Below are 23402 nucleotides of genomic sequence, written 5' to 3'. Positions count from 1 at the left end.
TGAGCGCGGGCCCGCGACGTCCGGCACGGTCCTAGGAGTTCTGGGTCAGCGGGAGCACGGCCCGCACCCGCCAGCGTCCGGGGGCGGTGCGGTCGGGTCCCGCGTCGAAGATGCCGCCGACCAGCGCGGCCCGCTCGGACATCCCGGCGAGCCCGGCGCCCGCTCCGGTGGTCAGGTGCTCCACGGGGCGCTGCCGGGCCCGGCCGTCGGGCCGGATCAGCGGGCTGTCGACCGAGATGGTCAGCTGCTCGGCGCCGGCCTCACAGCGGATCCGCACCCGCCCCGCCGAGGCATGCTTGAGGACATTGGTCAGCGCCTCCTGCACGATGCGGTACGCCGTCACCTCGATCACCGACGACACGTCGGGGAAGCTCTCGGGGAACTCGGTGTGCAGGGTCAGCGCCGCCGCGTCGGCGGCCGGCCGGGCCTGTTCGACCAGCGCCTCCAGCGCGTTCAACTGGGGCCGGTCCCAGTCGTCGTCCACCCCCCGGTCGGACCGCAACAGCACCACCATCCGCCGCATTTCGGCCAGTCCCTGCACACTGTTCTCGCGGATCACCGCGAGCGCCCGCAGCACCGGATCCTCCTCGGCGACGCCGTTCTTCTCCTCCTTCGTCTCGGTCAGGGAGAGCACGGCGCTGGAGTGGATGGCGATGGCGCTGAGGTGGTTGGCCACCAGATCGTGCAGCTCACGGGCCATACGGGTGCGCTCGGTCTGCAGCACGGTCTTGCGGTCCAGCTCCGCCAGCCGGTTGATCTGCGCGGCACGCTGCCGTTCGGCATCCGCCCGCTCCTTGTGGTTCCGTATCAACACCCCGGTCCATACGGGGGAGATGAGCAGCAGCGCGACGATGACACCGGTCGTCACCCCCTCCGAACGGTCGCCGGTGAGGACCAGGGCCACGGTGGTGGCGAGGGTGGCCGCGACGGTCCCGAACTGCAGCAGCCGGCACAGCCACGGAGCTCCGTACAGCGCGGCCGCATAGAGCAGATCCGTATAGATGAGGACGGGGCCCAGGCCACCGCTGGACGTGGTCTCCACCGTGACGGTGAGGGTGCCGACGGCGACCGCGACCGGCGGCAGGGCACTGCGCAGGGCAGTCGCGGCACACAGCACGAGGACGGGCAGGACGGCCTGCCAAACGGGGATATCGCCCCCCATCACCTGTGGGCCGCCCACGACATACAGGATCAGACAGCCGGCAAAGAAACCCACTGCCAGTCTGAGGTCACGGAGCGGTATGGGGCGGCGGCGCGCGTGCGTACTTGTGAAAAGACGTAACCACACATGAGGACAGTACTTCGGTGCATTGCCCGTTCTCCTGGCCCTGGCGCCCGAATTTGGGTCGGTCTCCAGTACATCGAAGTATGTAGCCGTACATCAGCAAGAGGGATGACTCGAAGGTTCCGGAGGATCTGCAAACCTTGGGCTGTCTGTATCGATCGATGTAGGCGAAAAAGGGGGAGAGACCTCACTGAATGACGGGCCGTCACTCACCCAGGACGGCCTTGGCACCGCTCAACTGCGGAGGACGGAAAGTACGTGGAAACGAACGCCGCTCTTCTCGAACTCTGTCCGGATCCCCTTGACCTGGGCGTTCATCATCACCGGCAACACCCCGGCCAGGCGCACCCGGCACCGCTCGCAGCCGCATCCGCAGCTGCTCACGATCACCCGGATCTTTCGTCCACACCCGTTCCGATATTCGTCGTCCCCATAGGATCCACCCCTTCCCGCGGTTCGGGAACGGGACTGTCCCCCGACAGCTGCCTGGGCCTCAACGGCCACTCCCGGGCCACCCTCGACGGTGCGTCCCGCAGCTGGCTGCTGGCCCGGCTTCCCGACCGGGTGGGCGCCGCGATGGCCACCGCCACCCACTGGGAGCTGTACGGAACCCGCGGCCTGCTGATCGTGGCGTGCGGCGACGACGCCGGCCAGATGGGCTTCTCGGTGGAATCCGTCCGGCCCGAAGCCTCCCCGCCGCACACCCCGTACGAGGTGCTGACGGCCCATGAGTCACGCACCGCGGCCGGCCGCCCGGCCGCCGAGCGGGAACGCCTCATCACCCGTTTCTGGGTCCGCAAGGACGCCGCCCTGCAGGCCGTTGGCCGCGGCCTGTCCATCGCGCCCGAACGCATCGAGGCCGGTTTCCCCGCCGACCGTGGCACAGTCATCGTCCCCGGACCTTATGGCTTCGAAGTCCCGGTCTTCGTAAGGAACTTCTCCTTGTCCCCCTCCTACGAGTTCGCCGTCGCCACCCCGGAACCCCTCGATCTCACCCCGTCTTTCGCCTATTCGGTCACGTAAATGCCCGTTCCCACATGGACGGCGGCAAGCGCACCGGGCCGAAATTGCTTTGGCTGGCTTGAATTCGGACCTTGACGTAGGGCGACGGCACAGGAATAGCGGCGCAATCGCACGGCCACGGGGTCAAGAGGCCATGAGACGCGGGGACCTCGCACTCTGCACCCACCCGGGTGAAACACGCGCATGTCGTGCTCCCCAGGCATGCCGAAAACCATATTGCCGGGTTAGTTGGTGCGTGCCCACCGGTCGTGGCGAGTACTCCGTCACGGCGTAGCCGGAGCACAGCGGAGGATTCCCGTGATGCCGTCGCCCCTCGCCAAACGGTCCGTCGAAACGCTGCTGTCCGCGCTGCTGGTCCTCCTGAGCGTCGTGGGCCTGGCCGCCCTCGCCGGCCCGAGCGCCGCGGCGGCCGGCCCGTTCTCCGGCTCGCCGAGGCCCGACTGGGAGCGCATCGCCGCCTGCGAGAGCAACGGCCGCTGGCACATCAACACCGGCAACGGCTACCACGGAGGTCTGCAGATCGACCTCGCCACCTGGCGCGCCTACGGCGGTCGCCGCTATGCCCCGCGTGCCGACCTCGCCAGCCGCGCCGAGCAGATCACCGTCGGCAGGCGCATCGTCCGGGACCGTGGACTGTCCGCGTGGCCCAACTGCGCCCGTGCGTCCACGAGCGGCGCCGGCGGCGCCGGCGGCAGCTCCACGGGCGACTCCGACGACGGCTCCGCCCCCGCCGCCCGGCAGGCCCCCTCGGCCGCCCAGGCCGCGGCCCCGCGCGCCCACACCCCGACCACCGGCACCACCGCCCGCAGCTATGTCGTCCATCCCGGGGACTGTCTCTCCGCCATCGCCGAACGCACCCACGCCCCGGGCGGCGCCAAGGCCCTGTACGCACTGAACAAACACACGCTCGACCAGGGACCGGACCACATCTACCCGGGCCAGCGGCTGCGGCTGCGGGGGTGAGGCCGGCGCCCGGGCCGTGCCGGATGCGGTACCTCCACCTCGCCGGCGAAGCCCGCTGCCGGGGTCGCGGGGAGGGCCGTCACGGTGAATCCACTGATCGTTCAGAGTGAATGAGCGGGACGGGCCGTTGCTCAGGCTTGGCGGATGGGGGAAGGCCCGGTAGCAAGACCGCGGGGTACCAAACCGCGAGGTGCAGGAGCACACAGTGAAGAACAACGCACGCATCAATTATGTGATCGCAGGAGCCTGCGGCCTGCTCCTGGCCGTCGGTGGGGCGTCGCCCGCCCAGGCGTGGGGCGGGCCGTGGCGCGGGGGCGGTGACAGCGTGTGGGACAGCGACACCATCGCCGAGATCCGCACCGGAATCCGCTGCCCGCGCCGGACCCAGTTCTGCATCAACGGACCGCTGAACAGCGGAAACCTCAGGAACTCGCAGAACGTCTACATGCGGGGCAACAACAACGACAGCGGGAGCCCGACCAACATCAACGGAAACACCAACTCGCACAACGAGACGCACGGCGTCGAGTCGAGGACCCGCAACCACCTGCAGAACGTCGGCCGCCACGACAAGCAGAAGCTGTGACCCGACGCTGATCCGACCCCTCCGGCCCCGGGCTCGCTCCGGGGCCGGAGTCATGTCCGGCGGCGGGGCGCTCGGGGGCCGGGGCCGGAAACGGCGATCGCCCGGCGGAGTTCGCCGGGCGATCGGGGGACGACTCGCGAAGAGGCCGTGGTCCCGGCCTTCTCAGGAGTTCAGCTCCGTGTCAGTGGAAGAGGCCTCCGAGGATGCGCTGGATGTTGTTGCTGCTGGCGACCGAATCGCCCGAGGCGGAGTTGGCGCTGTTGGTGGACCCGTTCGTGTTGGCGATGTTGCCGCTGTTGTTCGGGTTTCCGTGGTTGAGGAAGTTTCCGCTGTTCAGGCTGTTGCCGCTGTGCACGGGCCCGTTGATGCAGGGGTGCGGCGACTTGACCACCGGCGACTTGTAGTTGAAGTCGGCGAGGCGGTTGTTGCAGATCACCCCGGAGACCATGCCGGCCACGGTGCCTACATCGGCGCCCACCGCGGCGGAGAGCAGGGAATCGCCCGGAATGGTCTGCGCGCGGGCCAGCCCGCCGCCGAACAGCACCAGCCCGCACGCCCCGACGACACTTCCCGTCTGCACAATTCTTCTCACGTCGCTCCTCGCCGCTTCGTCCTTCTGATGCCAGACGTATCGTGCTGCCGTTGTCGGTCCGCATCGTCGTTCAACCCGCGGGAAGCGAAACGCTCGTCGGCCACAATCAGCCGGGTGGCCCAAAACCTCGGGCGCTTTCCGCTGCGGGGACGGACACACACGCGTCCGCGGGCAGGCCGACGGGCACCTCCCGGTCACGCCGCGTCACCGGGGGCCGGTCCGCCTCCGGTCGTGCCACCGGGAGCTTGCCGTCATCCGACGGGCAGCTCACCGGCGCTCACAGCACCAGCCGCTCCGGCATGGGCTGCTCCACACCGTCCAGCTCCAGCGTGCAGCGGGGCATGGAGGGGACCAGGTGCGGCTGGCGCAGGAGGATCCGGAAGGGGTGGGCGGGCTCTTCGGGGAGTTCGCCGGTCAGCACATTCATGCCGGGGCTGTGCTCCTTCCGGTACGCGACCACCTTGCCGTCGACCAGCAGCTCGATCTCCCCGGCCCGGCCGGGCCCGACGTTCACGGTGATCGAGTGATCACCTTGGTCCAGGTGGAAGTGGTGGCTGTGTCCCATGACGCACCTCCGGCATTCCGTCCGTACGACCAGCGTGCCACCCGTACGACCGGCAGTCCTCTCGTACCGCCAGCAGGTTCCGCGAGCGACAATTGTGGTGGACGCCGGATCGGCCGGTCCACGGAGTGCAGGTCGCCAAGGCCTGCTCGGAGGGACCGGGCGCCGGGCCGGCTGGAGACGACGATGAACGGCTCGGTCCGTGTCGGACAGGTGGTCGGGGTGCCGCTGCGCATGCACTGGAGCGTGCCGCTGCTGGTGGGCCTGTTCGCGTACGGACTCGGCCATCAGGGCCTTCCCGTCTGGACGCCGGGCCGCTCGGATGCCGTCTACGCCCTCGCCGGTGTCATCGGGGCCGTGCTGCTCATGGGCAGCCTGCTGCTGCACGAGACGGCACATGCCGCGACCGCCTTGCGGAAGAAGATCTCGGTCCAGGACGTGACGCTGTGGGCGCTGGGCGGTACGACCCGGATGGGGCGGCCGCAGTCCGCGGCGGCGGCCTTCGCGGTGGCCGTCAGCGGGCCGCTCACCAGTCTGGTCGTCGGCGGTGTCGCGCTCGGGGCCGGGTTCGGGCTGCACGGGCTGTCCGGCTGGGCGGTGCCCTCCGTCGTCCTGGCGTGGCTGGGCTGGGCGAATCTGTTCCTGGGCGTGTTCAATCTGCTGCCCGCCGTGCCGCTGGACGGCGGGCGGGTGGTGCAGGCGGTGCTGTGGTGGCGCACCGGGGACCGGGACCGGGCGGATCTGGCGGCGTCCCGGGGCGGCCAGATCATGGGGCTGCTCCTGGTGGCCGCCGGCTGGATCTCCGTGCTCCGCGGGGCACCGGGCGGGCTGTGGATCGTCTTCATCGGCCTCTTCGTCATGATCGTCGCCGGGGCGGAGCGGCGCCGCGCCGCCCTCCACACCGCGCTGCGGGGGGTACGGGTCGCCGAGGCCATGACCAGCCCGGTGGCGACCGGCGCCGACTGGCTGACCGTCCGGCGCTTCATCGACGAGGTGGTCGTGCACTCCCGTCACTCCGCGCTGCCGCTGCTCGACTTCGACGGCCGTCCCAGCGGCCTCGTGCAGATCCGCCGGCTCGCTGCGGTGCCCGGCCCGAACCGGGAGACGGTGCGGGTACGCGACGCGGCGACCCCGCTGTCCCAGTGCGCGGTCGCCGCTCCGGACGATCTGCTGAGCGATGCGCTCGACAAGATCAGCCTGCGTACCGGCGCGCGCCTCCTCGTCGTGGACGCGGGGCTGCTGGTGGGGATCGTCACCGGGAAGGACATCTCCCGGCTGATGCAGCGCAACACCCTGAGCGGCAGGGAGACCGGCTGACCGGCCGGGCCCGCCCGCCGTCGTCCGCCCGACGGGCGCGCGGGGCCGTCCGGCGGCCACAATGGAGGTACGGCATGCCACGGGGGACGACGGGGCTGCCGCAGCGGAGCACCGGACCGGGACCACGTCCATGCCGTACCTCACCGTGACCGCCCTGAGCCACACCGGGCTGATCCGCGAGCACAACGAGGACAGCCTGGTGGCCGGCCCCTGGACGCTCTGCGGCACCGTGACCGAGAACCCGCAGACCCTGGTGTTCCCGCTCGGCACCCCGCTGGTCGTCGCGGTCGCCGACGGCATCGGCGGGCAGCCGGCCGGGGAGGTGGCCAGCGCACTGGTCGTCCGGGAGCTGGCCGCGCTCGGCCCTTCCCTGGACAGCGATGACGCGGCCGGTGACGCCCTGGACCTCTGCAACCGCGCGGTGTACGCGGCCGCCGAGCGGGACCCGGAGCTCTTCACCATGGGCACCACGGTCGCCGGTGCGGTCGTACGGGAGAAGTCGGTGCTGGTCTTCAACGTCGGTGACAGCCGGGTGTTCGATGCCACCGGCGACGCCCTGCGCCAGGTGAGCGTGGACGACAGCCCCCCGCTGCCGCCGGGGCGGCGCACCACCTCGCTCGTCACCCAGGCGCTCGGCGGCGCCCCGGAGTTCAGCGCCGTCACCCCGCACCTCACGACCGCGCCGCTCTCCGTGGGCGACCGCTACCTGATGTGCACCGACGGGCTGACCGACCCCGTCCCGGAGGACGCCCTCGACGATCTGCTGCGGCTCCACAGCGGCGGCCGGGCCGCCTTCGAACTGTGGAAGTCCGCCATCGAGGCGGGCGGCCCCGACAACATCACGCTGGCACTGATCGCCGTCGGGGAGTGAGCCGGGCCGCTCCGGAGCGGCACCGGGCCCGGCCGACGGCGCGCCCTCGGGGGAAAACCCCACCACGGGATGTCCCGGCAGCCGGATGGGCGGCGCCACTCCGCTCAACAACCCTTGTCCCATGACGACTTACCCCCGCCGCACCCTGCTGCTCACGCTCTCCGCCGTGGCTGTCGCCGGCACCCTCGCCGCCGTCTCCCCGCCGGCCCGTGCCCAGGCCCCCGGCACCACAGGACCCGCCCTCGCCTGGGGGCCGTGCGCCGAGCCCGGCCTCGCCGGACAGGAGTGCGCCGAGCTGCCCGTACCGCTCGACTACCGCGACCCGGACGGCCCGCAGCTCACCCTCGCCGTGTCCCGGGTGCGCAGCGACCGGCCCGGGGCACGGCGGGGCACGCTGTTGATGATCCCCGGCGGGCCGGGCGAACCCGGGGTGCCGCGGCTGGTGGCGAAGGGGCCGGCGCTGGGCAAGGAGATGGCCGGGGCCTACGACCTCGTCACCTTCGATCCGCGGGGCACGGGCGGCAGTTCGACGGCGAGCTGTGCGCTCGATCCGGACGACCGGCATCTGGTGACCCTGCGGTCCTGGCCCGGTCCGGACGGCGGCATCACGGAGAACATCGCCCGGTCCCGGCGGATCGCCGAGGCGTGCCACCGCCATGGCGGTGCCGTGCTGCGCAGCATGTCCACCGCGAACGAGGTACGCGACATCGACCGCCTGCGCCGGGCCCTGGGCGAGGAGAAACTGTCGGCCTGGGGGAGCTCGTACGGCACGTACGTCGGGGCGGTGTACGCGCAGAAGTACCCGCAGCACACCGACCGCTGGGTGCTGGACAGCAACGGCGATCCCGACCCGTCGCGGGTGGAGCGGGGATGGCTGGCGAACATGGCGGCGGGCGCGGACGACCGGTTCCCCGACTTCGCGGCCTGGGCGGCGGACCCGGCCCGGGAGGACGAGGGGCTGCGGCTGGCCGAACACCCCCAGGACGTCCGGCCGTTGTTCCTCGCGCTGGCGGCGCGGCTGGACCGCGCACCGAAGGAGTCCGACACGAAGGGCGTCCCGCTGACCGGCAGCCTGCTGCGCCAGGCGCTGCAGAACGCCCTGTACAGCGACGGCCTCTTCCCGCCGCTCGCCCGGCTCGTCCGGCAGGCCCAGGACCCGGCCGCACGGCCGGTGCTGCCCGACGCCCTCGCCGGGCCGCTGCCGGACGCGAACGCGGCGGCCGTGATGGCCACCATCTGCAACGACGTGCGCTGGCCTGCGTCGGTCCCCGGCTACCGGCGCGCGGTGGCCGCCGACCGGGCCCGGCATCCGCTCACGGCCGGGATGCCGGCGAACGTCGTCCCCTGCGCCTTCTGGAAGGACGCGCCGGCGGACCGGCCCGTGCGGATCACCGCCGAGGGCCCGTCCAACATCCTGCTGGTCCAGAACCGCCGGGACCCCGCGACCCCGTACTCCGGCGCCCTGAAGATGCGTCAGGCCCTCGGCGGCCGGGCCCGCCTGGTCACCCTCGGACACGGGGGCCACGGCGCCTACCTGGGCAACGGCAACGCCTGCGGCAACCGCCTGGTCACCGCCTTCCTGACGACGGGCCGGCGTCCGCAGCGGGACACGTACTGCGCCGACGGAGCCGGGGCCGCTGCGGTGCCGGGCCCGTCGGCGCCCGGCGGCCCGGCGTAGCGCGGACGGGCGACATGTCCCTTTGCGTGCGGGGTGCGGCCCGGTCCCGCGTCTAGGTTGGCCGGATGAGCGCGGCAGGGGTCACCGTCCGGGGAGAGGTGCTCCTCGGCACGCTGGGGTCCGTGCTGCTGGGGGTCGGCGGATGGGGATCCGGTGCGCTGCCGCGGGGAGTTCCGGACGGGCTGTGGGGGCGGCACGGCGAGCCGCTGCTGTGCGTGGGCGTCGCCGTGTCGTACGTCGGGCTGGTGCTGCTGATCACCGCGTGGTGGCGGCTGGGCACGCGCGTCGCGGACGGGACGGCGGCCGGGTGGCGGGAGCTGCGGACGGCGCTGTGGTGCTGGGCGCTGCCGCTGGTGCCGGGCCCGTTGCTGGGCAGCAGTGACGCCTACAGCTATCTCGCCCAGGGCGCGCTGGCGGGCCGCGGACGCGATGTGTATGCGCTGGGCCCGGCGGCGCTGGGCGGCCCGCTGGCGGCGAACGTGCCCGGGATGTGGCACGACGCCCCGGCCCCGTACGGGCCGCTGTCCGTCGCCGCGGCGCGGGCCGTGGTGGCGGTCACCGGGGAACATCATGTGGTGGCCGCGGCCCTGGGGCTGCGGCTGGTGGCGGTGGCCGGTCTGGGACTCATGGCGTGGGCCCTGCGGTGGCTGGCGACGACGTCGGGCTCCGGTGCGGCCGGCGCGCTGTGGGCCGGTGCGCTCAACCCGTTGGTGCTGCTGCATCTGGTCGGCGGGGCACACAACGAAGCGCTGATGCTGGGGTTGATGACGGCCGGGTTGCTGGCGTTCCGCCGGGGGCGCTGGGCCGTGGGGACCGTCGTCCTGACCGCGGCGGTGCTGGTGAAGGCTCCCGCCGGGGTGGCCCTGTTGTGCGCGGCAGCGGTGACCGTGGCGGGGCGGGACGGGGCGTGGCGGCGCGTGCGGCGGGCGGCGGGGATCGCCGGGGCGGCCGCCGCCGCACTGGGGGCGGGGGTGGCCGCGTGCGGCCAGGGCTGGGGGTGGCTGTGGACCATCCGTACGCCGGCCGAGGTGCACACCTTGCTGTCCCTGAGTACGGACGCGGGCCATCTGCTGGGGTGGCTCGCCGAGGGGCTGGGGTGGGGCACGGCGGCCGGCGCGATGACGGCCGCGCGGCTGACCGGGCTGCTGGTGGGCCTGGGGGCGGTGGGCTACTGGGTGCGGTACGCCCCGCACGTCGGCGCCGAGCGGGCGACGGGGGCGGCGCTGCTGGTGCTGGTGGCGGCCGCTCCGGTGGCGCAGCCGTGGTACGTGCTGTGGGCGGTGGTGCCGCTGGCGGCGGTGTCCTGGCGACGGCTGGGGCGGGGCGGCGCCAAGGCGGCGATGGTGGGGCTGACGCTGGTGGTGATGCCCTCGGGGCAGGGGCCCACCTGGTCGAGCGGGCTCGCGGCCGCCGTCGGGGGAGCGGTGGCACTGGCGGCGGTGGTGCGGTGGGCGCCTAAGGAGCGGCCGGTGCGGGTGCGGGACGCCGTCGTCCCGCGCGCAGCAGCCAAAGCGCGCCGGTGAGCGCGCCGAGCGGAATCTCCAGCAGATGGGTGAACGTGGCGAACAGCAGCATCGCCGAAGCCACGGCAGCGGGTTCGCCGCCGAGGGCGACCAGTGCGACGGCGGCGGCGCACTCGGTGACGCCGATACCGCCGGGGGTGACCGCGATCTGGGTCAGCAGCCGGCTGGCCGCGAACACCGCCAGCGCCTCCCCCGTTCCGGTGCGCGAGCCCGCCGCCTGCAGACAGGCCAGGAACAGCGCGCCCTGTGCCGCCAGGGTGGCGCCCATGCCGCACACCAACCGTGCCCAGGAGCGGCGCACGAGGTCCCGGCTCTCATCGCGCAGTCGTACCGCGAGCTGCCGGGCCCGCAGGGCGATCCGCCGCGGCGCCCCGGCCGGCGCCGCCCGCCGGTGCGTTCCGGGCGTCCGGCGGCGGTGGCGCAGGGCCGGCCACCCGGCCGCGAGCGCCACGGGCACGGCGAGGACCACGCCGCCCGCGGCCGCCGCCCAGCCGATGCCGGGAACGGGGGTCCCCGCCAGCAGCAGGGCGCCCACCGCCGACAGGACCAGCCGTGCGGCCACGTTGCACACCCCGGTGAGCGCGACGCACACGGCCACGGCCCGCGGCGGATGCCCCCAGCGACGCGTCATGGCATAGGTGACCGCGACCCCCGCTCCGCCGCCGAGCGGCAGCAGATTGCTGACGGCGCTGCTGGTGCAGTTCACCAGCAGCGCCTGACGCAGTGTCAGGCCGGGGAGGGCGGCGCTGAGTACGTAGGTGTAGCTCCACAGCGCGGCAGCTGCCAGGGCGCACAGCAGCGCCACCTGCGGGCCGCTGATGTGCCCGAGGTGGGCGCGGACGGCGGCCCAGTCCGTTCCCGCCGCCTTCGGTACGGCCAGGGCCAGCAGGACGAGGCCGGCGGCGGAGGAGAGCAGGCCCAGCAGCCGCAGGGCGGACTTCGGCAGACGCACGGTGAGCGACGTCATCGGCCCGCTGCCGTCACGCCGCGGCCGGGCAGCGTGGCCAGCGGATCGCGGAGGACGGGCCCTGCGGGGAGCCCGCGCTGGATGAACCACTCGGTCCCCATCACCTGGCGGAAGGCCGGTCCGGGCAGGCGGCCCAGGGCGGCCAGGGTGCGTTCGGAGTCGCCGCCCCGGGCCTGGCTGAGGTGCGCGGACAGGCTGGCGCGCTTGGCCCTCCAGTGCCGTTTGACCGGTACCCGGTGAGTGATCTCGCCGCGTGCGCCGTACGCCTGCCGGAAGGCGTCCCGGTCGAACTGCGGCGGGAAGCGGTAGAACCAGGAGGCCGCGCGCAGTCCGCGCAGCAGGAGCGTCCGGTCGACGGTGGCCTCCAGCACCACCGGGGTGCCCGCCAGCCGGGCGGCGCGGTAGCCGACACGGTGGACCTGTACGTGATCGGGGTGCCCGTAGCCGCCGGCCGGGTCGTAGACGGTCAGCAGGTCGGCGCGCTCCTCGGTGAGCAGTGCGGCCAGGCGGGCGGCCGCCTCGCCGACATCCGCCGAGGCGAACGGCTCCGCGCCGCCGCTGGCAGGGGCCTGGTCCGGCGTGTGCCCGGAATCGGCGTAGCCGAGGAAGGCGACCCGGGAGCAGCCCAGAATCCGGGCGGAGGCGTGCGCCTCGTCGCGGCGTACCTCGCCCAGGCCGCGGTCCTGCAGGGCCTTCGAGGCCAGGCCGCGCTCGCCCGCCGTGGCCAGCACCAGCACCACACGGTGTCCCTGACCGGCCAGTCGCGCCATGGTGCCGGCGGTCAGCAGCGCCTCATCGTCCGGATGCGCATGAAAGAACAAGCACGTATGTCTCACGAAGCATGCTTTACCACCCCATACTGGGGAACTTCACGCCCCATTTCGGAAGTGCAGCCATGATCCTTCACATTTCAGACTGCTTTGCGCCGCGGACAGGAGGTATCGAGATCCAGGTCGCCGCCCTGGCCGCCGCGCAGCACCGGGCGGGCCAGGCCGCCGAGGTCGTCACCGCGACGCCCGCCGCGCCGGGGCCGGAGGCGACCTCATGGCCGTATCCCGTGCACAGGATCAGCGCGCGGCTGCCCGGGCAACTGCCCGTTCACCCCAGGGCGGGACACGCCATCGACCGCCTGTTGACGACACGTCACCCGCGGGTGGTGCATGTGCACCTGGGCGCGGCCTCCCCGTTCGCCTGGGCCGCGCTGGCCTGCGCCCGGCGACGGGGCATCCCCACCGTGGCCACCGTCCACAGCATGTGGGATCCCGTGGTGCGGGCCCTGTACCGGCTGCTGAGCCGGACCGGGTACGGCCCCACCGCTCCGGTGGCCGTGACGACCGTCAGCAGGTCGGCCGCCCGGCTGATCCGGCAGGCCCTGCCGGACGTCAGCCCCCGTGTCATCCCCAACGGCATCGACGCCGCGTGGTGGCGCAGCCAGGGCGCCGCGGCCGAGCGTCAGGACGGCCGGGTGCATGTCGTCGCCGTCGGCCGGCTCGTCCCCCGCAAGGAACCCATGGAGCTGCTGGCGGCGCTGCACTCCGCCCATGCGCGGATGTCCCGTCGGGGCACCGCGCTGCGCGCCACGTTCGCCGGGGCCGGACCGAGCCTGCGGCCGATACAGCGCTATCTGCGCCGCAACGGGATGGACAGCTGGATCCGCCTCGCGGGCCGGCTGCAGCCCGGAGAGGTACGGGAGTTGCTGGCCGGAGCGGATATGTTCGTCAATCCCTCCCGCCGGGAGTCCTTCGGGATCGCGGCCCTGGAAGCGCGCACCAGCGGACTGCCGGTCCTCGCCCGGGTGCACACCGGCGTCGCCGACTTCGTACGGCACAACCGCGAGGGAGCCCTGTGCGGCCACTCGGCCTTCGCCCTGGCCGACGAGGTGCTGTGGCTGGCCCGTACGCCGGGGGCGCGGCGCAGCCTGGCCGCACACAACTGGGAAACCGAGCCGGTGCACTGCACCTGGCCGGTGGTCACCGAAGCTTTCGCTCACGCCTACGACGACGTCACCCGCTGACGCGCCGTCATACCGCATACGTCCGGCGGCCTCCCGGGACAGTGGCCACCGCAACGGCCGGAAGGTTTTCATGCACCGGGTCCTCGACCGCGCTCACCGCTTCCTCTTCGCCTCGCTCTCCCTCATCGGCATCCGCGGACAGGGGCGGGTCCTGCACTGGTACTTCGACTGGTGGCACCGGCGGCCGGACCCGTGGGGGCTGGCCGTGGACGACTACGAGCAGTTCAAGTACGAGACGACCCTCGGGCAGCTCCCCCGGCGCCCCTACCGGCGGATTCTGGACGTCGGGTGCAGCGAGGGAGCCTTCACCCACCGCCTCGCGGCGGCGTATCCGGATGCGGAGATCACCGGTGTGGACATCTCGGAGCGCGCGCTCGCCCGGGCCCGCACCCCGGTGCCCGGCCGTACGCCCGCTCCCCGGTTCGCGCGGCTCAACATCCTCACCGCGCCGCCGGCGGACCGCTTCGACCTCGTCTTCTGCGCCGAGCTGCTGTACTACCTGGGCCGGCCCCAGCATCTGCGACGGGCCTGCGCACATCTGACACAGGCCGTGGCGCCCGGTGGACTGCTGGTCCTGGTGCACCCCTGGCCGGAGTCACGCAGGTTCTGCGCGTACTTCGAGGCCGTCGCCGGGTTCCACCGCGTGGTCGAGCACGTGGAACCGGACTCCGGCCGCCCCTTCGCCGTCAGCGTCTACGAGTCCCCCGCTGCGGCCCGGCCCGGGGAACCCCGGAACCCGGGCCCCGCTGCGGATCAGGGCCGGGGAGAGTGAGCCCCGTGGTGCGGGCCCCGGCCGGCGGCCCGCCGGGAACCCGACCGGGCCGACGGCGCATCGAGGCGGCGCGCCACGTCCTGGCCCGCCGTCCGGGCACGGTGTTGCTCCTCGCCGCCGTGGCGATGCTGCTGCTGACGTGGGTCCCGGCATGCCTGCGCCTGGGCATGGTGGATCTGCGGGTCTACCGGACCGCGGCCCCGCACCTGCTCAGCGGCGATCTGTACGCCTTCCGTCTGAACCTGCCCGGCCCCGATCTGTTCCCGCTGCCGTTCACCTATCCGCCCTTCGCCGCACTGCTCTTCCTCCCGCTCTCCTGGGTGCCGTGGCCGCCGGCGAGTGCCGCCTGGACCGCGGCCTCGATGCTGGCGCTCTGCGTCCTGGTCCACTGCTGCCTGCGGATGGCCGATCCGGCCGCGCCCGCCGCGCGGCACCGCCGGCGCGTCCTGCTGTGGAGCGCCGCCCTGCTGTGGACCGAGCCGGTCGCCGTCACGCTCGCGCTCGGGCAGATCAACCTGCTGCTGGCGGCGGGCGTCGCGTTCGCGGTCCGGCGGCGCTCGGCGGCCACGGCGGGGCTGGGCATCGGCCTCGCCGCCGGGGTGAAGCTGGTCCCGGCCGTCACCGGCCTCTACTTCCTGGTGCACCGGCGCTGGTCGGCGGCGTGGTGGTCGGCCGCGGCGGGTGCCGCCACGGTCGCGGCCGGGTGGTGGGCGGCGCCCCGGCCCGCCGCCGACTTCTGGCTCCACGCGGTCGGTGACGCCGCACGGGTCGGTCCGGTCGGCTCGGTGCTCAACCAGTCGGTGCGCGGGGCGCTGTCGCGCACGCTCGGCCACGACGCCGGCTGGTCCGCCCCGTGGTGGGCCTGCGCCGTCCCGGCGGCACTACTGGCGCTGACGGCCGTGGTGCGCTGCGCCCGCCGCACCGACCCACTCGGCTGTCTGCTCGCCGTCCAGCTGCTCGGCCTCCTGCTCAGCCCCATCTCGTGGTGCCATCACTGGGTCTGGGCCGTCGCGGCCGTCCTGTGGCTGACCCACACCCCGCACCGGACCCGGAGCCGCACCGCGGCCCTGACCGCCTGGGCCCTCGCCCTCGCCGGATACCTCGTCCACTGGCTGGCACTGGCCCAGCCGGACATCTGGCAGTTCGGCCGCCCCTGGTACCTCGCCGCGCTCGGCTGGGGCTATCCCGTCTGCGCCGTGCTCACCCTCGTCGCCCTGCTGCTCCCCGCCGCGGGGAAAGCGAGCGGCGGGCCCCCGGCCTCCCGTCACCCACGCGCCTCCTCCTCGGCCTCCGTCAGCCCGATGCCGTGAGGCGTCGGCAGGACCCCGGCGGGCGTATGGCCCGCCGCCCGGCCGACGGGGCCGGGTCCCGGCCCGCGGAGTACGGTGAAGCCAGCGAGGCTTTGTACGTCGGCGTAGGTCGGCGGCCCGCGCCGGCGGCGTCGCGGGCGATCAGCGGACGTACCGAACCGCAGACGGGCGAGCACACCATGGCCGACTCCGATGTCCCGGACCTCCCCAAGCTTCTGCCGGAAGCGGTCCACCAGGCGGTGCGCCCCGGCATGGCGTTGTTGAGGCTGGAGACGACCCGGTCCCGCGAGGGGATTCTCGACGGTGCGTGGTGGCCGCGGTCCCGCGACATCGCCGCCGAGCTGCCCAGCCTGATCACCGCGCTGGCCGCGTACCTCGGCCCCATCGAGCGCGTCGGCCTGGATGCGGGTGCCTGGGAAGCGCTCCCGACCCGACTGGTCATCGACGACCTGATCGTGCACATCGACTCCTTCCCGGTCGGCGACGACACGATCCTCGTCACCCGCGGCGACCGGGACTACTTCTCGCTGCTGGTGGTCCCGCCGACGGCCACGCCCGAGGCGGCACACGCCGCCATGACCGCGGCCGTCCGGGCCGACAACATCGCCCAGGCCGGACAGATCCTCATCGACACCGGCAGCAGTCCACCGGGTCCGGGCCCCGTGGAGGGCCCCCGGACCGGCCGGGAAACCAGCGGATCGGCCTGACGTTCCGGGCTGCCGGGTGCGGGTGCAGGTGCCGGACGTTGGGCATCGAGGCGGATTTCCTTGACGGCGGTGTCGAAGGCCGGCCGGTAGGTGTTGCTCCCCGCATCCGGGCACCTCGCGGGCGGCGGAGCGGCCGGTGGGGCAACTGCCGTCGCGGCGCCCCGCGTTCGTCCGGCCGACCGCGGGCGGCGCCGGATGGCGCCGCAATGGCGGCACTTGGCATCACAGTGGCGCGCCTTTCGCGGCTATGGCACCACAAGTGCTTGCGTTGGCGTCATCGTGGTGCCACTATGGCGCAATGGACCTCACGCCGTATGTCGACAACCTCCGGGACGAGCTCGCGGTCGCCGCGGACGCGGGCGGCGCCGAAGCCCGCGCCCTGGCCGAACGACTCACCGCACCCCTGGAGTCGGCCGCCCGGCTGACCCTGCTCAACGCGCTGTCCTCCGCCATGGCCGAGGTCACCCGCGAGCTGGCACCGGGCTCGGTCGACGTACGGCTGCGCGGGCTCGACCCCGAGTTCGTGGTGACGCCCGCGCCGGCCCAGGAGCCGTACGGGGAGGCCGAGGCGTCCGAGGGCGCGCCGGGCGGCGGGCGGGCGCCCGTGCCCGCCGTCCCCGCGGACGCCGAGGAGGGCGGCACCGCGCGGATCAACTTCCGCCTGCCCGCCCCTCTCAAGACCCGGGTCGAGGACGCCGCGGGACACGAGGGCCTCTCGGTCAACGCCTGGCTGGTACGGGCCGTCGCCGGTGCCCTGGAACCGGGCGAGAGCTCCCGCCCGTCCGGCCGCAACCGCCACGGGGGCAAGCAGGGTTACACCGGCTGGGTCCGCTGACGGGGCCGGGGCCAGGCGTCGCGAGCCGCGCGGGCGGGTGACGCCCCCCCCCAGGGCGGCCGCTCCGGCCACTCCCGGCAGACCACGCCACCACACCACCACTCACCTCACCCGCCCGACCGGCGGGAAGGCACACCACAGTCATGAGGACGGGACAGCCATGCCTGCATTTGAGACTCCCGAACCGATCTCCGTCTCCCTCGAATTCGACCTCGGACGCGCTCGGATCACCGCGGGCAAACGCACCGACACGGTCGTCGAGGTACGCCCGGCCGACGCCACCGAAGAGGCCGATGTGCGGGCCGCGCAGCAGACCAAAGTCACCTGCTCCGGCGGCAAGTTGGTGGTCAAGGGGCCCAAGAAGCGCTCGCTCTTCGGCAAGTGCGGCTCGCTCGACGTGACCATCGAACTTCCGGTCGGCTCGGACGTCCAGGGCACCTCGCCCATGGCGGACTTCACCTGTGCGGGGCGTCTCGGTGCGTGCCGGTTCAAGACCTCGCTCGGCGACATCCAGGTCGACGAGGCGGACGCCGTGAACCTGCGGACCGACTACGGCGACATCCGGCTGGCCCGGGCGACGGGCGACGCCGAACTCATCGCCGCGGGAAGGATCGAGGCCGGTGAGATCGCGGGCGCCGCGCTGGTCAAGAACGGCAACGGCGCGACCACGATCGGCGAAGTCACCGGCGCGCTGCGGGCGAACTCGTCCAACGGCCTGATCTCCGTCGGCGTCGCACACGCCGGAGTGGAAGCCAAGTCCGCCAACGGCGCCATCCGGCTCGGCGACGTGGCGCGCGGCCGGGTCGTACTCCGGACCGCGGCCGGCGACCTGGAGGTCGGCATCCGTGAAACCACCGCCGCCTGGCTCGAAGTGGCCACCGGCCTCGGCAGTGTGCGCAACTCCATCGGACCGTCCGAGGGCCCCGGCGATGCCGCCGAGACCGTCGAGGTCCGCGCCCACACCAGCATCGGCGACATCGTCATCCGCCGCGCCTGACAGGCCATCGGCCGCTCCCGGCCTGCCCACCACCACACCCCAGGAACTGTCATGATCATGAAAACTCCGCCCGCCCGCCCCTCGGCGATCACCGCCCGCGGGTTAACCAAGTCCTACGGCGACCAGGTCGTGCTCGACGGCATCGACCTGCGCATCCCCGAGGGCACGGTCTTCGCCCTGCTCGGGCCCAACGGCGCGGGCAAGACCACCACCGTGCAGATCCTCTCCACCCTCATCCCCGCAAGCGCCGGCCAGGCGCAGGTCGCCGGCCACGACCTGGTCCACGAGGCCGACGCCGTACGCGCCGCCATCGGCGTCACCGGCCAGTTCTCGGCGGTGGACAACCTGCTCAACGCCCGGGAGAACCTGCTCCTCATGGCGGACCTGCACCATCTGGGCCGCAGCGAAGGCCGCCGGCGTGCCGCCGAACTCCTGCACCGCTTCGAGCTGACCGAGTCGGCCGCCAAGCCCGTCGCCACCTTCTCGGGCGGCATGCGGCGCAAGCTCGACCTGGCGATGACCCTGGTCGGTGAGCCGCGCCTGATCTTCCTCGACGAGCCGACCACCGGACTCGATCCGCGCAGTCGGCGCACCATGTGGGAGATCATCCGCAGTCTGGTCGCCGACGACGGCGTCACCGTCTTCCTGACGACGCAGTACCTGGAGGAAGCCGACCAGCTCGCCGACCGCATCGCCGTCCTGGACCACGGAAAGCTGGTCGCCGAAGGCACCGCGGAAGAGCTGAAGCGGCAGATCCCCGGCGGCCATATCCGCCTCCGGCTCGCCGGCCCGCACCAACTCGCCGCGGCAGCCGCCCTCTTCACCTCCGCCGCGCGCGACGACGAAGCGCTCACTTTGCACATCCCCGGCGACGGCAGCCTCCCGGCCCTGCGCACCGTCCTCGACGCCCTCGACCGCGCATCGGTCGAGGCCGAGGCGCTCACCGTGCACACCCCCGACCTCGACGAGGTCTTCCTCACCCTGACGGGCCGGGCCCCGCAGCCCGGCACCCCGGTCAACTCCCTTGAGGAGAGCGCCCGATGAGCACCCTCTCGTACGCGATGCGTGACTCGATGACGATGACGCGCCGCAACCTCAAGCACGCCCGGCGCTATCCGTCCCTGACGCTGCAGGTCGTCGCCATGCCGATCGTGATGCTGCTGCTCTTCGTGTATGTCTTCGGCGGTGCGCTCGGCAGCGGCATCGGCCTGCCGGGCGCGACGCACGACCGCGGCGCGTACGTCAACTACGTCGTCCCGGGCATCATCCTGATGGCCGTGACCTCCGGCGCCATCTCGACGGCCGTGTCCGTCTCCACCGATATGACCGAAGGCGTCATCAACCGCTTCCGCACCATGGCGATCTCCCGCGCCTCCGTGCTGACCGGCCATGTGGTCGGCAGCGTCGTGCAGACCATGGTCAGCCTCGTCCTGGTCCTCGCCGTCGCGCTGGCGGTGGGTTTCCGCCCGGACGCCACCCCCGTCACCTGGCTCGCCGCCCTCGGCCTCCTCACCCTGCTCGCCTTCGCCCTCACCTGGCTGGCGGCCGCGATGGGCATGGTGGCCAAAACCGTGGAGTCAGCGAGCAACGCCCCCATGCCGATCACCTTCCTGCCCCTCCTCGGCAGCGCCGTCGTCACCCCCGACTCCATGCCGGCCGGGCTGCGCTGGTTCGCCGAGTACCAGCCCTTCACCCCTCTCAACGAGACGCTCCGCGGCCTTCTGCTGGGCACGGAGATCGGCAACAACGGTGTGATCGCCCTGGCGTGGGGCGTCGGCCTCAGCCTGACCGGCTACCTGTGGGCACGGTCGGCCTTCCGCCGCGGCGCCACGCGGTAGGCGGCGCCCGCACACGAGCCACCGCGCCCACATACGCCACAGCGCCACCTCTTCACGGCTTCACGGCCTACCGCGCTCATGACGCGACGCCGTGCACCGCGCCCCGCCACCTGCCGTCCCACGCCACGTGCGCCCTGCGCCCGGCCACTCAGGCCTTCGCCTCCCGCACTCCGCACTCCGCATCGGAGGAACACCCATGCACCCCGAACCGTCCACGCCTCCTCACGCTCCCGGCTCCACGCATCCGGGCGAGCCGCCAGCGCCCGAGAACGCGGCGCAGAAAGCAGCGCCGCCCTCCGCACCCGTAAAGCTGCCGACGGCCCGGCCCGCGGGCTGTCCCTTCGACCCGCCCGGTGAACTGGCGGAGCTGCGCAAGCAGCGGCCGCTGACCCGGATGCGCTTCCCCGACGGGCACGTGGGCTGGCTGGCCACCGGCTACTCCGCGGTCCGGGCGATACACGCCGACCCCCGCTTCAGCTCCCGCTACGAGCTCATGCACTACCCGTTCGAGGGCGGCTACACCGGCGAACTGCCCCCGGCACCGGTCGGTGACCTCACCGGGCTCGACGCGCCCGAGCACACCCGCTACCGACGGCTGCTCATGGGCAAGTTCACCGTCCGCCGGATGCGCCTGCTCACCGCCCGCATCGAGGAGATCACCACCGAGCACCTGGACGCCATGGAACGCCAAGGACCGACGGTGGACCTGGTGGAGGCGTACGCCAAGCCCATCCCCGCGCTGCTGATCTGCGAACTCCTCGGTGTGCCGTACGCCGGCCGAGAGGTCTTCCAGCGTCATACGGCGACGGTGATGACCCAGAGCGCCACCCAGGACGATGTCGTCGCCGCCATGACCGCGCTGCGGAACATCCTGGCCGAGCTGGTGTCGGCCAAGCGCGCCGAACCCACCGACGACCTGCTCAGCGACCTCACGACCACCGACCTCACCGAGGACGAACTCGCCGGGATCGGCGGCTTCCTCCTCGCCGCCGGCCTCGACACCACCGCCAACATGCTTGCGCACGGCGCCTTCGCCCTGCTGCGCCACCCGGACCAGCTCGCCGCCCTCCGTACCGATCCGGGCCTCGCCGACCAGGCGGTCGAGGAGCTGCTGCGCTATCTGAGCATCGCCCACACCGGGGCGCGGTCGGCGCTGGAGGACGTCGAGCTGGACGGCCAACTGATCCGGGCGGGCGAGACGGTGACCCTCTCGATCGAGGCCGCCAACCGCGACCCGGAACGGTTCCCCGACCCCGACACCCTCGATCTGCACCGCAGGGCCACCGGGCATCTGGCGTTCGGCCACGGCATCCACCAGTGCCTGGGCCAGCAGTTGGCACGCGTCGAGATGCGGGTCGCCTTCCCGGCGCTGTTCACCCGCTTTCCGACGCTGCGGCTGGCCGTCCCGCCCGAGGAAGTGCCCCTGCGGGACGGCATGAACATCTACGGGGTGCGCCGGCTCCCCGTCACCTGGGACAAGGAGTAGTCCGGTGAAGGTCACCGTCGACCGCGACCGCTGCATCGGCGCCGGTATGTGCGCCCTGACCGCCCCCGAGGTCTTCGACCAGGACGCCGAGGACGGCCTGGTCCTGCTCCTCGCCGCCGAGCCGCCGTCCGGCCGGACCGCGGCGGCCCGTCTGGCCGCCGGCCTCTGCCCCGCCGGGGCCCTCACCCTCGTCGAGGAAGGGGCCCTCGGCTCGCCCACACCGGAGCCGTAACCGGACCCCGGCCGGCGGGGGCGGCGGCAGCCACGGGCCGGACGCAGCCACGGAGCCCTCGCAGACACGGAGCGGCGGCAGCCATGAGCAGGTGGCAGCCGCACCCGGAGGAACCCGCTCGCTCTCCGCTACGTCTTTCCGCGTACGTGTTGGCGTTGACGGTCCCTGGAGGAACTCGGTGGAGCACAGGATTTTGGGCCGGCGGTACGAGCTGGTGGAGCAGCTCGGGCACGGCGGGATGGGAACGGTCTACCGGGCGGTCGACCACCGGTTGCGCCGTACCGTCGCCGTGAAGACCCTCTCCGCCGAGCTGGCGTTGCAGCCCGAGTTCCTCACGCGCTTCCAGCGGGAGGCGCACGCCGCCGCCGCGCTCAACCACCCCGGTGTGGCCACCGTTCATGACGTGGGTGAGGACGCCGGCGGCGGTGCGGCCGAGCCGTATCTGGTCATGGAGTACGTGGAAGGCCGAACCCTCAGCCACGTCCTCAAGGACGGCTCGCTGCCGGTGGTGCAGGCGGTCGACATCGCCGGCCAGGTGCTGGACGCCCTGGAGCACAGCCACCGGCACGCCATCGTGCACCGTGACATCAAACCCGCGAACGTGATGCTCACCGGTACGGGCAAGGTCAAGGTCGTCGACTTCGGCATCGCCAAGGCGCTCAGCGAGGTGGCCACCCGGCTGACCGGCACGGGCGTGGCGGTCGGCACCCCCGCCTATCTGGCGCCGGAGCAGATCAACGGCGGTGAGACCGACCACCGCACGGACCTCTACGCCGTGGGCTGTCTGCTCTACGAGCTGCTGACGGGCCGTCCCCCGTACACCGGAGATTCACCGTTCTCGATCATGCACCAGCATCTGGCCGCGGAACCGGTGCACCCCTCGCAGCTCCGCCCGGAGCTGCCGCCCGCCGTCGACGCGGTGATCGTCAGGGCGCTGCACAAGGGCCGGCAGGACCGCTTCCCGCATGCGTCCGCGATGCACGAGGCACTCGACGAGGCCGCCCGGACCACCACGGCGCCTCCCCCCGTCCGCAGCCCCACCGCGCTCGACCCCGCCGCCGGGCAGCCCGCCCCTTCGGCGGGCAGTTTCCCCGCGGCTGGCGCCTCCGCCCCGGCACCGGACGCCTCCCGCGCGCCCGCCGGAAGCGGACCGGAGGCACCACGGCCCACCCGCCGGAGGCCGGCGAAGGTGGTGTTCCGCCCGACGGCCGAAGGCGCGGTCGCCCTCCTCGGCTGCTTCCTGTCCCTGGTGATATCCCGGACCGACATGGTCGAGGCCGGCCAGTTCTCCCGGGTCGCGCTGGTCGCCGCCGTCGCCGGAGCGGTGCTGCTGCTCTGGTCGGCGCGGCTTGCCTGCGCGGTGGCCTGGGGCCCGGTGGCCGAGGCCGTGGCCACGTGGTCCGAGCTCGCCCGCGGCAACGTCGGCTGGGAAACGCACTACGTCATCATCGGCCTGGTCCTGGGCATCGTCGCCGCACTCTGCCTGGCCGCCGGATACCGGGACGAAAGCACCGGCGGATTCGCCCTCGTGGCGTTCTGGTTCACCGCCCTGGCCTCCGTCTGGTTCTTCCTCGACGACCTCCGCAAGATCGGCGTCTTCTACGTCCTGCTCCTGGGCGTCACACTCGCCATCGGCGCCCAGGTACTCAAGTCCCGCACCCGGCCGCCGTCGGCCGGACACCTCGCCGACCCCCACACCGGGGCCGCCGGTGCCGGCGCGCCGAAGCCTCCGGAGGACCTGCCCACCGGCCTCCGACGGGCACGAAAGGCAGCAGACCAGCACGCGCGCCGGTAAACGGAGTTGCTGCGGTGGCCACCGTCCGACCGCGACGCATGCACCGGTA

The 23402-nt window shown here is 73.0% G+C and carries 23 protein-coding genes; 18 read left to right on the top strand and 5 right to left on the bottom strand.

Annotation, left to right across the window (positions count from 1 at the left end):
- Nucleotides 1-31: 31 nt before the first annotated feature.
- Complete coding sequence (locus ACGFWI_RS25755) at nucleotides 32-1180, bottom strand: sensor histidine kinase (RefSeq protein WP_393908388.1); 1149 nt, start codon at nucleotides 1178-1180, stop codon at nucleotides 32-34.
- Nucleotides 1181-1543: 363 nt separating this feature from the next.
- Between ACGFWI_RS25755 and ACGFWI_RS25750 the strand changes: the two genes are divergently transcribed.
- The 3 genes from ACGFWI_RS25750 (at nucleotide 1544) to ACGFWI_RS25740 (ending at nucleotide 3857) form a co-directional block, all read left to right on the top strand.
- A complete protein-coding gene (locus tag ACGFWI_RS25750) occupies nucleotides 1544-2308 on the top strand; it encodes a hypothetical protein (RefSeq protein ID WP_393908387.1) in 765 nt (254 codons plus the stop codon).
- A gap of 300 nt (nucleotides 2309-2608) precedes the next feature.
- On the top strand, nucleotides 2609-3271 hold the full coding sequence (locus tag ACGFWI_RS25745; protein WP_393908386.1) for a transglycosylase family protein: 663 nt from the start codon (nucleotides 2609-2611) through the stop codon (nucleotides 3269-3271).
- Nucleotides 3272-3476: 205 nt separating this feature from the next.
- Nucleotides 3477-3857: a hypothetical protein gene (locus ACGFWI_RS25740; protein WP_393908385.1), complete on the top strand. Its 381-nt coding sequence runs from the start codon at nucleotides 3477-3479 to the stop codon at nucleotides 3855-3857.
- Between the two features lie 181 nt (nucleotides 3858-4038).
- Here ACGFWI_RS25740 and ACGFWI_RS25735 read toward each other — a convergent pair whose 3' ends face one another.
- Nucleotides 4039-4437, bottom strand: a complete 399-nt coding sequence (locus ACGFWI_RS25735; RefSeq protein WP_393908475.1) for a hypothetical protein — start codon at nucleotides 4435-4437, stop codon at nucleotides 4039-4041.
- Nucleotides 4438-4726: 289 nt separating this feature from the next.
- The gene (locus ACGFWI_RS25730; protein ID WP_393908384.1) at nucleotides 4727-5014 is read right to left on the bottom strand and encodes a hypothetical protein; all 288 of its coding nucleotides are present in this window, start codon (nucleotides 5012-5014) and stop codon (nucleotides 4727-4729) included.
- A 183-nt stretch (nucleotides 5015-5197) separates the two neighbouring features.
- Between ACGFWI_RS25730 and ACGFWI_RS25725 the strand changes: the two genes are divergently transcribed.
- The 4 genes from ACGFWI_RS25725 to mptB all read left to right on the top strand — a co-directional run bounded on the left by ACGFWI_RS25725 (nucleotide 5198) and on the right by mptB (nucleotide 10400).
- Complete coding sequence (locus ACGFWI_RS25725) at nucleotides 5198-6328, top strand: site-2 protease family protein (RefSeq protein ID WP_393908383.1); 1131 nt, start codon at nucleotides 5198-5200, stop codon at nucleotides 6326-6328.
- A gap of 130 nt (nucleotides 6329-6458) precedes the next feature.
- Nucleotides 6459-7199 (top strand): PP2C family protein-serine/threonine phosphatase, encoded by a 741-nt coding sequence (locus ACGFWI_RS25720; RefSeq protein WP_393908382.1) that lies wholly within the window; start codon nucleotides 6459-6461, stop codon nucleotides 7197-7199.
- A 121-nt stretch (nucleotides 7200-7320) separates the two neighbouring features.
- Nucleotides 7321-8877 (top strand): alpha/beta hydrolase, encoded by a 1557-nt coding sequence (locus ACGFWI_RS25715; protein WP_393908381.1) that lies wholly within the window; start codon nucleotides 7321-7323, stop codon nucleotides 8875-8877.
- A gap of 65 nt (nucleotides 8878-8942) precedes the next feature.
- Nucleotides 8943-10400 (top strand): polyprenol phosphomannose-dependent alpha 1,6 mannosyltransferase MptB, encoded by a 1458-nt coding sequence (gene mptB / locus ACGFWI_RS25710; protein WP_393908380.1) that lies wholly within the window; start codon nucleotides 8943-8945, stop codon nucleotides 10398-10400.
- On the opposite strand, the gene ACGFWI_RS25705 is transcribed toward mptB, so the two are convergent.
- Both ACGFWI_RS25705 and ACGFWI_RS25700 read right to left on the bottom strand, forming a co-directional pair.
- Nucleotides 10333-11367, bottom strand: coding sequence for a YbhN family protein (locus ACGFWI_RS25705; protein ID WP_393908379.1), 1035 nt, complete (start codon nucleotides 11365-11367; stop codon nucleotides 10333-10335). The two genes, mptB and ACGFWI_RS25705, sit on opposite strands and share 68 nt — an antisense overlap.
- Nucleotides 11364-12188, bottom strand: a complete 825-nt coding sequence (locus ACGFWI_RS25700; RefSeq protein ID WP_393908378.1) for a PIG-L deacetylase family protein — start codon at nucleotides 12186-12188, stop codon at nucleotides 11364-11366. Before ACGFWI_RS25700 ends, ACGFWI_RS25705 begins: the two co-directional genes overlap by 4 nt.
- 74 nt (nucleotides 12189-12262) lie before the next feature.
- On the opposite strand from ACGFWI_RS25700, the gene ACGFWI_RS25695 reads away from it, so the two are divergent.
- The 11 genes from ACGFWI_RS25695 (at nucleotide 12263) to ACGFWI_RS25645 (ending at nucleotide 23353) form a co-directional block, all read left to right on the top strand.
- Complete coding sequence (locus tag ACGFWI_RS25695) at nucleotides 12263-13381, top strand: glycosyltransferase family 4 protein (protein WP_393908377.1); 1119 nt, start codon at nucleotides 12263-12265, stop codon at nucleotides 13379-13381.
- Nucleotides 13382-13451: 70 nt separating this feature from the next.
- On the top strand, nucleotides 13452-14153 hold the full coding sequence (locus tag ACGFWI_RS25690) for a class I SAM-dependent methyltransferase (RefSeq protein WP_393908376.1): 702 nt from the start codon (nucleotides 13452-13454) through the stop codon (nucleotides 14151-14153).
- A gap of 5 nt (nucleotides 14154-14158) precedes the next feature.
- A complete protein-coding gene (locus ACGFWI_RS25685) occupies nucleotides 14159-15463 on the top strand; it encodes a glycosyltransferase 87 family protein (RefSeq protein WP_393908375.1) in 1305 nt (434 codons plus the stop codon).
- A 179-nt stretch (nucleotides 15464-15642) separates the two neighbouring features.
- Nucleotides 15643-16170 carry a DUF5994 family protein gene (locus ACGFWI_RS25680; RefSeq protein WP_393908374.1) on the top strand — a complete coding sequence of 176 codons (528 nt, stop codon included), beginning with the start codon at nucleotides 15643-15645 and terminating at the stop codon, nucleotides 16168-16170.
- Between the two features lie 298 nt (nucleotides 16171-16468).
- Complete coding sequence (locus ACGFWI_RS25675; RefSeq protein WP_393908373.1) at nucleotides 16469-17005, top strand: hypothetical protein; 537 nt, start codon at nucleotides 16469-16471, stop codon at nucleotides 17003-17005.
- Between the two features lie 160 nt (nucleotides 17006-17165).
- Nucleotides 17166-18002, top strand: a complete 837-nt coding sequence (locus ACGFWI_RS25670) for a DUF4097 domain-containing protein (RefSeq protein WP_393908372.1) — start codon at nucleotides 17166-17168, stop codon at nucleotides 18000-18002.
- 51 nt (nucleotides 18003-18053) lie between these two features.
- On the top strand, nucleotides 18054-19046 hold the full coding sequence (locus ACGFWI_RS25665; RefSeq protein WP_393908371.1) for an ATP-binding cassette domain-containing protein: 993 nt from the start codon (nucleotides 18054-18056) through the stop codon (nucleotides 19044-19046).
- Nucleotides 19043-19840 (top strand): ABC transporter permease, encoded by a 798-nt coding sequence (locus ACGFWI_RS25660; protein WP_393908370.1) that lies wholly within the window; start codon nucleotides 19043-19045, stop codon nucleotides 19838-19840. Before ACGFWI_RS25665 ends, ACGFWI_RS25660 begins: the two co-directional genes overlap by 4 nt.
- 196 nt (nucleotides 19841-20036) lie before the next feature.
- Nucleotides 20037-21326, top strand: a complete 1290-nt coding sequence (locus ACGFWI_RS25655; RefSeq protein WP_393908369.1) for a cytochrome P450 — start codon at nucleotides 20037-20039, stop codon at nucleotides 21324-21326.
- Nucleotides 21327-21330: 4 nt separating this feature from the next.
- Nucleotides 21331-21558 carry a ferredoxin gene (locus ACGFWI_RS25650; protein ID WP_393908368.1) on the top strand — a complete coding sequence of 76 codons (228 nt, stop codon included), beginning with the start codon at nucleotides 21331-21333 and terminating at the stop codon, nucleotides 21556-21558.
- A gap of 178 nt (nucleotides 21559-21736) precedes the next feature.
- Entirely contained in the window at nucleotides 21737-23353 is a 1617-nt protein-coding gene (locus ACGFWI_RS25645; RefSeq protein ID WP_393908367.1) for a protein kinase, read from the top strand.
- Nucleotides 23354-23402: the final 49 nt, after the last annotated feature.

Source organism: Streptomyces sp. NPDC048434, assembly GCF_043200375.1.
In the GTDB taxonomy this organism is placed as follows: domain Bacteria; phylum Actinomycetota; class Actinomycetes; order Streptomycetales; family Streptomycetaceae; genus Streptomyces.
This window is presented reverse-complemented; position numbering and strand designations above follow the sequence as displayed.